9 protein-coding genes are annotated in these 15,409 nt (G+C 47.0%); 5 read left to right on the top strand and 4 right to left on the bottom strand.

Annotated features, from left to right (window positions below; all coding sequences use genetic code 11):
- Nucleotides 1-22: 22 nt before the first annotated feature.
- Entirely contained in the window at nt 23-2,401 is a 2,379-nt protein-coding gene (locus EXU85_RS10060) for an RND family transporter (protein WP_142771956.1), read from the bottom strand.
- A gap of 309 nt (nt 2,402-2,710) precedes the next feature.
- On the opposite strand from EXU85_RS10060, the gene EXU85_RS10065 reads away from it, so the two are divergent.
- The 5 genes from EXU85_RS10065 (at nt 2,711) to EXU85_RS10085 (ending at nt 9,835) form a co-directional block, all read left to right on the top strand.
- Nucleotides 2,711-3,934, top strand: a complete 1,224-nt coding sequence (locus EXU85_RS10065) for a hypothetical protein (RefSeq protein ID WP_142771957.1) — start codon at nt 2,711-2,713, stop codon at nt 3,932-3,934.
- A gap of 8 nt (nt 3,935-3,942) precedes the next feature.
- The gene (locus EXU85_RS10070; RefSeq protein WP_142771958.1) at nt 3,943-4,872 is read left to right on the top strand and encodes a GEVED domain-containing protein; all 930 of its coding nucleotides are present in this window, start codon (nt 3,943-3,945) and stop codon (nt 4,870-4,872) included.
- 117 nt (nt 4,873-4,989) lie between these two features.
- The gene (locus EXU85_RS10075) at nt 4,990-5,568 is read left to right on the top strand and encodes a hypothetical protein (RefSeq protein WP_142771959.1); all 579 of its coding nucleotides are present in this window, start codon (nt 4,990-4,992) and stop codon (nt 5,566-5,568) included.
- Nucleotides 5,569-5,891: 323 nt separating this feature from the next.
- Complete coding sequence (locus EXU85_RS10080) at nt 5,892-8,243, top strand: glycosyltransferase family 4 protein (protein WP_142771960.1); 2,352 nt, start codon at nt 5,892-5,894, stop codon at nt 8,241-8,243.
- A gap of 101 nt (nt 8,244-8,344) precedes the next feature.
- A complete protein-coding gene (locus tag EXU85_RS10085) occupies nt 8,345-9,835 on the top strand; it encodes a glycoside hydrolase family 130 protein (RefSeq protein ID WP_142771961.1) in 1,491 nt (496 codons plus the stop codon).
- Between the two features lie 94 nt (nt 9,836-9,929).
- Here the strand turns inward: EXU85_RS10085 and EXU85_RS10090 are convergent, their stop codons facing one another.
- The 3 genes from EXU85_RS10090 to EXU85_RS10100 are packed head-to-tail and all read right to left on the bottom strand — an operon-like array spanning nt 9,930 to nt 15,300.
- On the bottom strand, nt 9,930-10,448 hold the full coding sequence (locus EXU85_RS10090; RefSeq protein ID WP_142771962.1) for a DUF1735 domain-containing protein: 519 nt from the start codon (nt 10,446-10,448) through the stop codon (nt 9,930-9,932).
- A 24-nt stretch (nt 10,449-10,472) separates the two neighbouring features.
- Complete coding sequence (locus EXU85_RS10095; RefSeq protein WP_246859494.1) at nt 10,473-11,981, bottom strand: SusD/RagB family nutrient-binding outer membrane lipoprotein; 1,509 nt, start codon at nt 11,979-11,981, stop codon at nt 10,473-10,475.
- Nucleotides 11,982-12,003: 22 nt separating this feature from the next.
- Nucleotides 12,004-15,300: a SusC/RagA family TonB-linked outer membrane protein gene (locus tag EXU85_RS10100; protein WP_142771963.1), complete on the bottom strand. Its 3,297-nt coding sequence runs from the start codon at nt 15,298-15,300 to the stop codon at nt 12,004-12,006.
- Nucleotides 15,301-15,409 lie beyond the last annotated feature (109 nt).

Below are 15,409 nucleotides of genomic sequence, written 5' to 3' on the forward strand. Positions count from 1 at the left end.
ATAAACCGAACTCTATTCTTCATTATTCACTCTTCACTCCTTTTCTTTTTTTATCGACCGTCAATAGAAACGCGGGGAGCAGAATCAGATTAGAGGCCATGCCCATCAATAAGGTAATTGATACCAGTATACCCAAGGCAACGGTCCCCTGAAACGTGGAGGCCGCAAAAATAGCGAAGCCGGCAAACAGAATCATGGCTGTATAAAACATGCTGATACCCGTATAGCGTATCGTTTCCGAAATGGCCCGATCCAAGCTAAGCTTCTGATTACGCAGTTCATCCCGGTACTTGGTGATGAAATAAATGGTTCCATCAGACGAGATGCCGAAGGCGATACTGAAAATCAGAATCGTGGATGGTTTAAGGTGAATGCCGCAGAATCCCATAATGCCTGCCGTCACAATCAGGGGTACCACACTGGGCAGAATGGCAATCAGGCTCAGGCGAATGTCGCGAAGCAGAATAATAAGAATGATCGAAACCAGTAAGACGGCTAATACGGTACTCTCAGCAAGGTTTTTAAGCAGGTAGTCATTGCCACGCGTAAACACTACGCTGTTGCCTGTAATGTTCACTTCATACTGTTCATCAGTTGCAACGCGCTTGCCAGTTGCCCGGTCGATATTGAATATAGAATCGGCTTTGGGCTGGAGCTCATTCAACAGTTGCGTGGTGCGAACTGTGCCCACATCGGGCATCTGGAAACTAATCCGGGTATATTGGAACGTAGTATCCATATACGCCTTAAAGGCAGACCCTCCGGCGGCATTCTTTGCGCCTTTCAACTGGGGAACATAGCTCGCTAACTGGCTCAGTTCAAGCGCACCGGGCAGTGCAAAATATTTTGGATCGCCCCCCCGATACGACTGATAAAAAAACTTGATGGCTTCTACCAGCGAGAGTGGTCGTGTAAATTCACTATAGGTATTGAATTCGCGTTCGAGTACCTTGATTTTGGTTAGTGTTTGCGGAGTGAGTACACGTCCGGGGCGTTTTGTATCAATGCTCACTTCAAACGGCATGACGCCCTTGAACCGGCTTTCAATAAACTTTAAGTCGGTATAGATCGGATCGTTCTTCGGTAAATCATCGACTACATACCCAATTGGATTGATGCGTAATGCGCCCACAATGGCAATGGCTGTTAGGATGCCAATGAACGTATATATGGCTGTCCGACGGGTATGAACCAGATGGTTGACCCACGTCAGGAATCCACTCACCTGCCGACGCTCTAAATGCCCGCGTTGTTTCGGAGAAGGAGCGGGTAGATAACTGAATATAATGGGAATCAGAATCAGCGAGACGACATAGGTGGTCATAATGCCAAATGCCGCCACCAGCCCGAATTGCAGTAGGAGAGGGCTACCTGTGAAATAAAACACGAAGAAGCCAATACTGGTAGTCACGTTGGCAAAAAAGGTGGTTTCGCCAACCTTCTCAGTTGCAATAAGTAAGGCCTCGTGCTGGCTCCGCTTTCGATTAAGTTCTTCGTGGTAGCGATTGAGTAGAAAAATAGTGTTCGGGACACCAATGACAATGATGAGGGGAGGAAGCAGACCTGTTAGGAGGGTAATATCGTATCCAAACAAAACGATGTAGCCCAGATTCCAGATGACACCCAAACCCACAACGGCCAGAGCTGCCAGCATGACGGTTAGCGAGCGAAAAAAGTAAACCAGAATCAAGCCCGTCACCAGAAAAGCCAGGCCCATAAACAAGGTCATTTCTTTGCTGACTTTAGCCGAAAATTCCGTGCGGATATACGGCATACCCGACATATGCACCGACCCGTCAGTTCCCAATAATGTATGCTGTCTGCCGAACGAATCGGCTACCGCTTCTACCTGGCGAACCAATGCAATTCGGTTTTTGGTATTCACAACCTTCTGATCGAATGTCACGGCCATCAGATGTGCCCGCCCACTACTGTCGCTTACCAGGCCCCGGTAGAAGGGCAACGAGGCAATCCGTTCACGCAGGCTATCCAACCCTGTCTGTGTTGTAAGTGGGCGTGATACTAAGGGCCGAATCCGGAACGTGTGCGCCGAATCATCGCGGACAATACCAAACAGATTGGCATTCGACACGACATCTTTAACGCCCTCAATTTTTCGGATTTTCTGACTCAGCGTATACCAACTGTTGAAGAATCCAAGCTGGTACATGCTATCAGTTTCAATACACAGCACCATGACACTACCATCCTGCCCAAAACGCGATTTGAAGGCTTCATATCGCTGAAAGTCGGGGTCAGTAACGGGGAGAATTTTAGCTAATTCGTAGGAGAGTTTGACCTTACTGGCCTGATACCCCATAAAGGCCGTACCGAGTAATACGACTACAATTAAGGCTATTCTATTACTTAAAATGTACGATGAGATACGGTGCCAGATCATTCCTGATTAACGCAAAGTAAGTCCGAAAGGTACGCAAAAACACTTTAGCAGATTTTTTCTCATGCGCACAATGGGGTTTTGGGCGTACCTATTCAAGGAATGGTGTAGTAATCTGGCTGACTATTTCGCCGATTTGTCTTAAACTGGATACGGTAATCTTGTGGTATAAACTCATCAAAAGTCTCTTAGTATATACGTATTGGTAATCTAATTAATAAGATCATTACGAAAACGCCTTTTAGTAGAAATCGACTATAGCGAATATTATATAGTGTATCTTGAGTTTTTTAACCAGCTAGCCAGTTATTTATGCCTAAAATCTACGCGAAGCGTTCTGGCCAATTTGGTAGTCGATTTTTCTATCTATTGATCAGTAGTTTAGTTGCTCTACCGTTTGTCGCAACAGCTCAGCTGATTAACCCACCTTTATTTCAGTGTGCAACGGAAAGCCTTTCACCTGCCGACCGGCAGGCCCTTGAAGCTGAAGCTGCCCTGGCTCTTCGCTTAAAACAAGCCTCTGGCCCTTCTTTTGTCTCCCTGACGTATGTGCCCATCAGACCACATATTATCCGAAAATCGGATGGTACAGGGGGCTACAGTATGGCTAGTTTGAATAATGTGATGGCCCTGACCAATAAATATTATCTCCAGAACGGAAATGGCATTCAATTTTATTTTTCAGGTACCACGCCTGATTATATAGACAGTGATGTCTTATATGCTCAGTATCGTCAGAATGCTGATGATGCTACCGTGGCCCCGCGTGATGTGACAAATGCATTAAACCAGTACTACGTTCACCAATTTGACAACGCTAGTCTGGGTGGTTATGCCCAATTCCCCGCGAATACGGTAGCTTCTACCCGTACAATCATTCTGGATGAAGGCTCTGATGACGATATGGGTAATCGATTAATACCCCATGAGTTAGGGCATACCTTTAACTTGTTGCATACTCATGAGCCATTCTATGGGTATGAACGGGTGACGCGTGGCGCCGGGGCCAACTGCACAACCACCGGCGATTTGGTCTGTGATACACCCGCCGATCCCTATGGGCGGTACGCGGGTGCAAATTATGCCTGTATATCTGGATGCCCACCCTCTTATACGTGTACCTTCGTTGACGATCAGAATAATCTCTATACGCCTTCGCCTACCAATCTTATGTCGTATTATTTCCCGTGCGTACATGATTTTACCGCAGGGCAATATGATCGCATTCAGGCTGGTCTGGCCACGCGTCAGAACCACACCGCTTACACACTCGATGCTCCGGAAACAGCCATGGCGGCCCCTTCAACTGTTGTAGCCACTATACAGGGTAGTGGCATCGTAATTACCTGGCAGGATAACTCCAGTACAGAAATGGGCTATTTCATCGAGCGGTCCACTTTGCCCACAACAGGATTTGCCCCAATAGGTGGAGTTGCGCCTAATATCACTACGTTTACCGATAGGTCGTTCACATCCCAAACCCGGTTTACTATCGGATTAAAGCATCTAATACAACTACGGGAAGTATTAGTATAGCAGCTACAGTGGTTGCTCCCGATTGCCGTCCCTCATTTGCGAATGATGGTTGCCCGTATGCAATTAACATAACGGGTGTAACAGTAAACGGCGCAACCTTAAGTCAAAATTCGGGCTGTTCGCCCAGTAGCAGCAGTTACTATACATCATTTACCGCCGTTAGTGGAACCGTTACTGCCGGGCAATCCTCCACCTTTACTGTTACGAAAGGTACATTTAACCCAATGGGTGGCACTATTTGGGTTGATTTAAACAATAATGGCTTGTTTGAAACGAACGAACGGCTCTATCAAATGCCGGGAGTAAATATGGCCAGTACATTTTCGGGTAGTCTGACTATACCGGCCAGTACTACAGCCAGTACGGTCGCCATGCGGGTTGTGGTTGCTTTTTCAACCGTTCCTTCCGACCCATGCGGAAGTTATTCATATGGTGAAACAGAAGATTATGTATTGGTTGTTAAGCCAGCCTGTAGTGCACCCGTTGCCAGCCTCGTTGGAACAACTACTATTACGGCTGGGCAAACGGCTACACTTATGGTCAGTTTAACCGGAGCCGCTCCTTTTTCACTGACTGTTAACTCTAGCAGCAGTCCGCCTATCACCTATACTGGTATTCCTGCGTCGCCATTTAGTTTCACGGTGGCTACAACTGTTAGCACCACCTATACAGTAGAACAAGTATCCATTGGCTGTAGTAGCGGTACCGCCATCGTTACGGTCAACACCTGCACAACAATGTACACCCTTAAAGTAGGTAACTGGGACGATCCCACTGTTTGGTCATGTAACCATATTCCTTCCCAAACGGACCAGGTGCAAATAGGTCATGCTATAGTTGTGCCAACTAGCTTTGTAGCCAGAGCCTTACGTGTTGACTACAGTATCGGGGGACTTTTGACTATTAGTCCAACGGCCCAGTTGCGCTTGGGACCGTAAGCAATGCAACTTGTTTGTTAGGACGATTCCGTGCTACCTGATTACGAGAGAAACTGATCAAGCATCTTTTTACGACATTTGTTGTTAGGGAGTCTATACCCATTAAATGGAAGTACTATGAACATAGCGAAATGGTTTTTCTATTTAGTTGTTGGTTACCTGTCCTGTTCACAATCGTCAACTACCCCCGAGCCAGAAGTAACGATTGATGGACCATACCGGGTAACAGCCACGTTGAATGACTCAACCTGGTATGGGGCCGCTGATGCCTCTAAAACGATTGGGTTAACTGGCGAAACCAGTTGTACCAAAAATAGAATTGACGTTAAGTTCTCCACCGATTTGCCGTTTTCCAATACTACCCCAAAGCAAGCCGCAACCGGTTGTGTAGGCAATTGTGTACCCACTCAAATACTGGTATTTCACAATATTCCGTTGGCTGTTGGAAAGTATCTGGTCTCCGATCTAAACGCATGTGCTGGGGCGGCAGGTGGTGTTTCCTATTTTCTGCTTCTTGGTGGAGACAGCATTATAAAAACATACACCTCTCAGGCAACTAGTATCGGTTGGATTCAGATTACAGGGTATAGTGCAAGCCAACAGGCCGTCCAGGGTACGTTCGAAATTGAACTGACGGATACAACAGCACCTACCGTTCGATTCAAAAACGGTAGCTTCAAAGCCTTACTAAACTAGTAAGCATCAGTTTATTGTACGATTGGAACTTAGCGTTACAGGAATGCCAATTATAGTACACAGTAAGGGGGGACTCTTCTGAAAGACGCTGTCTGCATTCTAGCTGCTACAACTCCTCACTACCTGCCTTCGACTAAAAATTTTATAGGCTATCTTGTAGATTATAGGGAAAAATAAAGTATTAGTTGGATAATAGTTTGTTCGATTGCCTTATTCGGCTCCTAAGCAATTAAATTATACTGTTAGGCCAAACAAAAGGGGGCATTAGCCGATTATAGTTGTAGATTAAATAGCATTCAGTACGATAAACTAACTCAACCGGTATGACAACTCATGTAAACTATAGTGGAATTACGAATCAAGGCGAACCGCGGTTAAAGGTATGGGAGCATAATCCCAAAAATGTAGCGTTTGTCGGTGACTATCTACCCAGACAGTGCGGCATTGCTACATTCACATCGGATCTTTATACTTCATATAATGCATTTATTCCTAATTCCAATGCTTTAGTTATATCAGTAAACGATACCCTTGAGGGCTATGATTATCCGTCAGAAGTCCGCTATGATTTTTATCAGCATGATCAGAACGCGTATCGCAAAGCTGCCGAATTTCTAAATTCAAAAGATGTCGATGTGGTTTGTCTGCAACACGAATACGGCATTTATGGGGGTTCGGCGGGAAGTTATATCTTGACGCTGCTGCGTAATCTAACCATGCCTGTGGTCACTACCTTTCATACCATTTTGAAAGACCCCAATGAAGAACAGTTGGTGGTGTTGAAAAGCATTGCCGATTTATCATCAAGGGTGATTTGTATGAGTGAAAAAGGCCGGGATTTTCTGATTAATATCTACGAGATTCCCGACGAAAAAATCGACGTTATTCCACACGGTATTCCTGATATGCCTTTTGTTGATCCTCATTTTTACAAGGACAAATTTGGCATGGAAGGCAAACAAACGCTATTGACATTCGGCTTGCTTTCGCCCAATAAAGGCATTGAAAATGTAATTCGGGCGCTGCCCCGTATTGTGGAGCAATGCCCCAATGTGGTGTATATGGTGTTGGGAGCTACTCATCCTCATCTGCTCAAACATGAGGGAGAAGCCTACCGCGATAGCCTGAAAAAATTAGCCGCCGATTTGGGGGTTCGGGATCATATCCGATTCTATAACCAGTTTGTTGAGTTGGAGGATTTGCGCGAATACCTTGGTTCTGCCGATATCTACATTACGCCTTATTTGAATCCGGCTCAGATTACGTCGGGGACCTTATCCTATGCTTTTGGCTGCGGGAAAGCGGTGATCTCGACACCTTACTGGCATGCCGAAGAATTGCTGGCCGAAGGCAGAGGAATGCTAGTGCCCTTTGGTGATTCAGAAGCTATTGCTGATCAGGTTATTACGATGCTGACTGACGAACCGGCGCGGCATTCGATTCGGAAGAAGGCGTATATGATGGGCCGTGAGATGATCTGGGAACGGGTTATTCAGTCGTATGCCCATTCATTTACACAAGCCCGGCAGGAACGAATGAGTACCATTAACAGTCAGGTGCCGTATGCAATGGGTGCGCATAGTAATGCCGCATTTAAACTGCCAGCGCTTCGGCTCGATCACCTGTTCCGCTTAACCGATTCAACGGGTATTGTGCAGCACGCACGACATCATCTGCCCTATTACGAAGAAGGCTATTGCACCGACGATAACGCTCGGGCGCTGATTCTGACGCAGATTTTGCAGGAGGCTGGACTAAGCGACGCTAAACTGGCCCGTACCGCCGACAACTATTGTGCGTTCATTAATCATGCGTATACACACGATTATCGACGGTTCCGTAACTTCATGAGTTATGACCGGCGCTGGCTCGAAGAGGTGGGTTCCGACGATAGCACAGGCCGTACCATCTGGGCATTAGGTACCTGTATCGGTCGGGCTACGGATCGGAATACCGTGAGCTGGGCTATGAATCTTTTTGAAAAAGTATTGCCGAGTGTTGTTACAATGACATCACCCCGTGCCTGGGCGTTCTCATTGCTGGGTATTCACGAATATCAGAAGAAATTCAACGATGATCGGCTGGCTAAAACCATTCAGCGGCAATTACTCGATAAGCTGGTGTTTCGTTACACCGAAACCGCCACAGAAGAATGGCCGTGGTTTGAAAACACGTTGTCGTACGACAATGCTGTATTGGTTCATGCGCTGCTACGTTCTGGCGATGAGCGGTTTATCCAAATGGGGCTTACATCACTTCGGTGGTTGATAAACTTACAGACGGCTACCTATGGCCATTTTCAGCCAATTGGCTCAAATGGATTTTATACAAAAGGTCAACCTCGTGCTTATTTCGATCAGCAACCACTCGAAGCACAGAGTACGGTGTCCGTTTGTTTGGCGGCCTTTGAGGTAACGGGCGATGCTGAATGGCAACGGACGGCTATCCGGGTGTTCAAGTGGTTTACGGGCTTTAATGACCTTGGTCTGCCGTTGTATGATCAGCAAACTGGTGGTTGTCGGGATGGGTTGCATATCGACCGGGTCAATCAGAACCAGGGTGCGGAGTCCAGCCTATCCTATTTGATCGCCCTGGCAGAATTGCATCTGGCCCAAAAGAAGCGAGCTGAACCAAAACCGGTGAATGTTGAAATGCCCGCTTTACTGAATGGGTAATTTGTCAACCAGTTGTACCGTTTATCAGTTGGACAGCTACTATATTTGCTCCTATACGAACCGGGGAGTTGTCCGCTCGACTACCTTACTTACTGATACTGATGAGTATAAAAGCCACCCGAACAGGCATTGTTCTGCGGCCCGATCCTACGCGAGTGTTGTTTCGCCCGTTTGAACTGGGCAGCGCTACCCGTACCCTGAAAATTATTGCCCGAGTTGGCAGCATGACCGACGAAGAAGCCGAACAGAAACTCGATGAAGTGATTCGCGAATTCGGTGGGCGTCATTATAAACTCGAACGGTTTTTGTTACAGCGATTTGACCAGATTAAATCGCAGTTATTAACCGATGAGCCACTTACTGAGGACCGAAAGCTGTTGCTAGGGGCGTATTTCACCATGGAATATTCGCTCGAATCGGCTGCACTTTTCAATCCGTCGATGATCTGGCACCCCGATCAGACCAATGTGCCACCCGGATTTAAGCGGTTCATTTTGAGTTTGCGGGCAACGGGAGAGGGGCACGTCTCGTCGATTTCATTCCGTATGGGCTATATCGACGAAAACGGGAAAATTGTGTTACGGAAGCCATCCCGCTATGTCACATCGCCCGATATGGTTCCCAATCATGTCTTTAACCGGTCTGTATTTGAGCGTAAACTCTATGAGTTGCGGCTGGAAAACAGCATTCAGGAAAAAATGATGGCGGGTCTCGGTGATGAATTTAGTCTCCTTGAACTGGAAGCTCAGATTAAACGGGTATCGGCTCAATTTCGCTACAATGCAGAATATGAGACCATTGCGAGCGGACTGTTGGCACTGGCTAAATCGAACTACGAAGTTCACTTTGAGGATGACCAGAGCTTAGATGAGCGGTGCATTTTTCCGACTTCGCCCAATGAAACAAACGGCATTGAGGATGCGCGGTTTGTACAGTTCACGGACGATGATGGTCAGATAACGTACTATGCCACCTATACGGCCTATAATGGAAAAGTAACGTTTCCGCAACTGCTGGAAACCAAAGATTTTACCCATTTCAGTGTGAGTACCCTTAACGGGGCCGAAGTCTCTAATAAAGGCATGGCTCTGTTTCCACGTAAAGTCAATGGTAAATATGCTATGATTTCACGGCAGGACGGGGAAAATATCTACCTGATGTATTCCGATGATTTGTATTTCTGGCAGACGAAAGACATACTGCTCAAGCCGACCTACCATTGGGAATACGTACAGTTAGGCAACTGTGGTTCACCCATCGAAACGGAAGCAGGTTGGCTGGTGCTGAGCCATGGGGTAGGACCTATGCGGAAGTATGCCATTGGCGCTTTTCTCCTCGACCTTAACGACCCCAGCAAGGTAATTGGCCGCACTGCCGAACCAATCCTTAGCCCTGATGAGAATGAACGGGAGGGCTATGTTCCCAATGTGGTCTATAGCTGTGGGGCGCTTATCAACAACGATGAATTGATCATTCCCTATGCCATGGCCGACTACGCCAGTAGCTTTGCCACGGTGAATGTAAAGGAACTTCTGGCCGAGCTAACCGGGGAAACTAAGCCGGCAACGGTTACTAACGAGGTAGTTGCTTAAGCTTTTCGTTCTTCGTTCTCACTCGGCGTAGCCAAGCGAGAACAAAAAAGCCAGTTACGAATTCGTAACTGGCTTTTTTGTTAAAAATCACTCTTTACTTCGTTAGTGAAACGACCAGGATCTGCGTATGATAATTAGCACTAATAACTACATTGCTGGGTACGGTTGTAATGCTAATGGGTATCGCATAAGGGCCACCCGTTGCTGGTACCTGTGTACCAACAACGTTGACGTTCACCGTAGCAATGCGCTGACCGGCTGCCACCGTCACCATAGGATTGGGTAACTGGAACGCAGCTGCTGGTGGAATCGTATACGAAGTTTTATTTGCTGTATTGTAAGCCGTCAGGGCTGCCTGATCAATGGCAACGGTAACAGGAACATCCTGCGATGGCGGATTGGGCGACGCAATATTAATGTCGACTGGAGCTACAAGTGATGTGCTGGTAGCCGAAACCGTTACCGTTTTAAGAATACTTCGGTTGGCCACATAGGGAATTTCGGCTACGTAGCCTGCTCCCGCGAAATCGACAAAGTGTTCGTCGTCTTTAAGGCACGAAGTCAGACCAACTGCCAAACTTGCGGCCACGATAATACTAAATAACTTGTTCATGGTTGTTTGCTTGTTTTGGGTGGCTTACTTTTCCCAGAATATTTTGCTTGTAAACTGATTGATAGTACCTTGAGCGCCTACGTTAAATGCGTTATTGCTATACTCCGAGGTGGGATAAAGCAACCGAAGTGGAATTTGCTTCACTGTGGTGCTTGGGTCCTGCGAGATTGGAATCGTAATGGGTAATCCCAGCCGACGATAATCCGACCAGGCTTCAAAGGGCGCTGTGCTATTTTCCGAAGCCCATTTCTGAGTAATAATCGCTTCGATCTTGTTAGTCGATGCATCCCAGTTTACGTCATTCAAACCCGCTTGAGAGTAATACGCAACTGCTTCAGCTGCGGTACGGCCTACGTTAATGAATGACTCCGTAATAGCTGACTGGTACAAGGTTTTTGGGTCGCCCGTAATCCAGCCCCGTTGTGCGGCTTCTGCCTGCATAAACAGGCTTTCGTGCGATAGTAAAATCGGCGAAGGTTGGTCAACACTCGTTAAAACGCCTGGGCCTATATCCGATACCTGGCTGTTTACCAATACATCGGTAGTGCCAAAGTAGGTGCCATTAAATGTGTTGGTTGTACCCGCAACGGGTCTATAATAGGCACCCAACCGAGGGTCATTTGTACTTTTATAGAACGTGATTCCGTACAGATTTCCTTTGAACTGGTTGTTCAGCGTTGTTGGATTACCATTAATCGCGTAAAATGCCCCGAACAACGGATTCTGCATGTTTTGGGAATTCGTATAGCCTGGGTTTACACTTGCATTTTCGCCCGCGCCCAAAAAGCCATAACCTGAAGCTTTAATAGTGGCTAACTGCGTTTGAATGAACGAAGCGCGGTCGGTTTTTTCCGATTGACGAAGCAGCATCCGTAACTTAAGGGTGTTGGCAAACTTGAGCCACTTATTGATATCCCCCTGGAACATGATATCGTTTGGTCCCGGATTGAGCGTGCCATCACCTTTGCCCAACAGAACTATTGCAGCGTCGATCTGCTTGAACAAGTCGTCATAAATATCCTGTGCTTTGTCGTAAGTAGGTAGAATATTAGCCGTGCCCTGTAAAGCTGATGTATAAGGCACATCGCCGTAGGTATCGACCAAAATCTGAAAATGCAGGGCTTTCATGATTTTGGCCATGCCCTGCAAAAGTGGTTGCCCCAGCGTAGCCGCCTGATTCTCTACATAATTGTAGTTTTTCAGATTGAGGTAAGCGCTTGTCCAGACGCTATTGTTGAACGCTTGGGTGAACTGGTAGTTTTTATCCGATGTAGCAATCGAATAGTTACCACTCCAGTTCCAGTAACCCATCCACAAATTCAGGAAATAAAAGCTACCGGCGGCACCACTAGGCGCATTGCCCGTAAGATACCAACCCGTTGTCGCCAGTGCGTCGGGTAACACCAGTTGTGGTGTTGCCGCTGTTACCTGGTTCGGGTTATTATTAACGTCGAGATAGTCGCTTTTGCAGCCCGCCACTACGGCCAGCAGTACAGCTAGCATGCCAGCTGTTAGTCGTTTTATATAAATCATTGTTGTTTGCTGAATTAAGTTCTTAAAAACCAAAACTGAGCCGGAATCCATAAAGCCGAGTTGGGGGCGTCTGGTATTCGGTTGTGGTACCTACCGCGTTACTGGTATCGTTGGCATTTGAGCCACCCGAAAATTCAGGATCGGTGAATACATTTGTTTTAGGTCGAAGCATAATCAGGTTTCGGCCCGTCAGCGCAATGTTCAGCGACTTAATGAATTTGGTGTAATTCATTATCTTGCTCGGAATGTTGTAGCTCAGCACAACTTCACGAAGCTTCCAGAAGTCGGCACTTGTTACGTAACTATAGGCAGCATTATGGTAGCCAGAATTAGTCCAGAACACGAGATTACCATCTTTGGTAGTCACATTCGTATTTGGGGTGATACTGGCTGTAGTAATGCCATCTGGGTTATTGGTTACAATCACCGAGTTCGGGAACACGAAGTTTTGCCGTCCAGCATAAGTCGACCGGATGCCTGCTCCCGTAAATTCGAGCGCATTTCCCAAAGCGTTATAGATAACAGCACCACCACGGTACTCAACCACAGCTGCCAGAGTCAATCCTTTGAATTTAAAGGTATTGGTTAGGCCGAAGCGATATTTCGGTTGCGTTGTACCCGCATATTTAAGGTTGGGGTCCAGCAGGGGATAGCCCGTTGCGTCAACAACAGGTCGGCCAGTATATTGCCCACTTGCATCGTAGTTAGGGGCTTTCGGATCGGTCGATTGTACTCGCTGGATATCGCTGACAAATAGCGCTGGGTACGCATACCCTTTGGCCGCATATACGTTCGAGGCTCCGCCCGATAAAGTTGGCCGATAGGGGTCAGTTCCGTAAGGAATATTAATGCGGGGTAGATCCTGATACAAGTCCGTTACCTTGCTTTCCAGATACGTGAAGTTGGCATTAACATCCCAGGTAAAACCTCCCGTATTGACTAGCGGTCGGATGGTGCGTAAATCCAGTTCAAATCCCTGGTTTTGCATGGTGCCTGTGTTAATTAATGCCGTGGAGTAGCCCGTTGCCTGCGATATCCCAATCGGAACGGTCTGATTCGTCGTCAGCGTATTATAGTATACAGCTTCGAAATTGAACCGGTCAAACAAGCCTAATTCTATCCCGACTTCCCGGCTGTTCGTGAACTCAGGCTTCAGGTTTGGGTCGTTCTGCTGATTACTTTGTTCGAAACCAGCCTGACTACCAAAGGGGAATCCTGTTCCCGGATTGAACACATTCTGTAATTGATACGGAGCAACGTTAACCTGACCAACCTTTGACAAGCTACCCCGAATTTTGGCGTAACTGAGTACGGTATTGCTTTTTAGGGCTGGAATCACTTCGGTTAGCACAACCGATGCATCAACTGCTGGATAAAAGAAGGAACGATTGCTGGGAGCCAATAAGGAAGTCCAGTCATTACGACCCGATGCATGCACGAACAACGCATTTTTATAACCCAGTGTCAGATCGCCAAATACACCCTGTAACCGGCTTTGGCTGCTGTATTCAGCTAACGTAGCGTTCCCCAATCGGTTGGCAACGTTATACGTGCCTGGCACAACAAGCGCCCCCGCATAGTCGTATGTGGTTCGTAAATATTCCTGCCGGGTCTGTTGGCCAAGAATCAGCTTGGTGGTAAAATCGCCAAAGGTTGGACTCAGGGTAACGAGCAGGTCACCCGTGAAGCGCGTTTTTAACTGAGTAGCATCCTGTACACTGGCATTGGTGTGACCACCTGCCGATGAGGCAATATTGCCCGCTTCCCAGGGATCGCCGGTAGCATAATCCGAGAACGTTACATCGGCAATATGAGCTTTCAGTTGCGAATTATATACCTGACCGCCAACCCGGTACAATACACTTAACCAGTTTGTGAACTTATAGGCTACATCGGCCGATCCCTGAATGGTATACAGGTCCGTAATCTTCCGCGAATTGTCACCCGTTATTTGCCAGTAAGGATTTGGATAATAAGCGTTGTAGTAGCCATTGACATCGCCATAGGGAGAGGTAATGTCGTTGAGTGGATAACTATTCAGCGGAGCCTGTGGCTGCTGATTCAGTACGTTCCAGTACACAGGGCGGTTTTGGTTGAAGTCGCCATTCTCGGTATTCGTATTCTGATACGAAAACTGTACGCCTGCATTGGCGGTAAACTTATCGACCGCCCGACCTCCTTTAATACTGATGTTGGTCCGCTGATACTTATCGTTCGGCACCACCCCTTTCTGATCTACACGCTGTAAACTCAACCCAAAATAATTGAGGTTATCGCCTATGCGGTACGAAATGTCATGCTGTTGCGTAACACCGGTGTTAAAGAAGGCCTTACGGGGATCTTTTGACGGGGCTGAATACGGAATCTTGAGCGTATCGAGCCGAACGTTTCCATTCGCATCCCGAATCTGAACACCGTATCCAAGCGGCTGAATCGAGCCGTCGAACGGGGTTCCAAACTGCTGATTTTCGTAAGGCACGTACGTTCGAGCGTAGTTACGATCATAAAACGGAACGCCTTCACCACCATTAGCGCCAAACTGAGTTTGTAGTCCGGGCATATAGGAAATGCTCTCGAACTGCGTATTGTTCGTGTAGGTAATCTGTGGCTTGTTGTTTTGCGTGCCTCGTTTCGTGGTAATGATGAGGGCGCCATTCGATGCATCGGAGCCGTAGAGAGCGGCTGCGCTCGGTCCTTTTAGTACAGTAGTCTGATCAATATCATTCGGATTAATTGATGTTAAAAAAGAGATGTCTGATATAACGCCATCGACAATCAGTAAGGCCTGATTATTACCGAGAAAGGATCGGTTACCGCGTAAGGTAAGCCGGACGCCCGCTCCTACACCGTTATTGGTTGTATTGATTTGCAGACCCGAAACCTTACCGGTTAATCCGTTGGCCACGTTGATTGGCGCTGCCTGAGTAATTTGAGCATTACTAATACGGGCAATTGATGTCCCGATCTCTCGCTCTGTACGCTGAATACCAAAGCCAGTTACCACAACCTCATTTAGCGTAGAAGCATCAGCAGCTAAAACAACATTGATGGTGCTTTGGCTACCCACAACGATGTCCTGCGATTTGAACCCAACAAATGAGAATGTTAGGGTAGTATTTGGCTCTACGTTGAGCCGGTAATTCCCATTTACATCGGTGGTTGTACCTCGGCTGGTACCCTTTACAACAACACTCACACCTGGCAGACCAGACCCATCATCGGATGATGTCACTCGTCCCGTTACAGCCGCTTCCTGTGCCAGCAATGGCAGATAGGAAAAGAGCGAAAGTAACCAACTTAGAATTAGAACTTTTCTCATAAAGTTGACAGCGTTTAAATTAAGAAAATAAGAAAAATTACAGCCATGTTAACGAAGTGTTAAAATGTAACTAATTGCAAATTAAGTAAATAAATTTAATGCAAAAGGC

The sequence above is a fragment of the Spirosoma sp. KCTC 42546 genome (assembly GCF_006965485.1).
GTDB lineage: Bacteria > Bacteroidota > Bacteroidia > Cytophagales > Spirosomataceae > Spirosoma.

Bases quoted from the DNA above. Each gene is read 5' to 3' on its own strand.
- EXU85_RS10060 (WP_142771956.1), bottom strand. From the start codon at position 2,401: ATGATCTGGCACCGTATCTCATCGTACATTTTAAGTAATAGAATAGCC.
- EXU85_RS10065 (WP_142771957.1), top strand. From the start codon at position 2,711: ATGCCTAAAATCTACGCGAAGCGTTCTGGCCAATTTGGTAGTCGATTT.
- EXU85_RS10075 (WP_142771959.1), top strand. From the start codon at position 4,990: ATGAACATAGCGAAATGGTTTTTCTATTTAGTTGTTGGTTACCTGTCC.
- EXU85_RS10080 (WP_142771960.1), top strand. From the start codon at position 5,892: ATGACAACTCATGTAAACTATAGTGGAATTACGAATCAAGGCGAACCG.
- EXU85_RS10085 (WP_142771961.1), top strand. From the start codon at position 8,345: ATGAGTATAAAAGCCACCCGAACAGGCATTGTTCTGCGGCCCGATCCT.
- EXU85_RS10090 (WP_142771962.1), bottom strand. From the start codon at position 10,448: ATGAACAAGTTATTTAGTATTATCGTGGCCGCAAGTTTGGCAGTTGGT.
- EXU85_RS10095 (WP_246859494.1), bottom strand. From the start codon at position 11,981: ATGATTTATATAAAACGACTAACAGCTGGCATGCTAGCTGTACTGCTG.
- EXU85_RS10100 (WP_142771963.1), bottom strand. From the start codon at position 15,300: ATGAGAAAAGTTCTAATTCTAAGTTGGTTACTTTCGCTCTTTTCCTAT.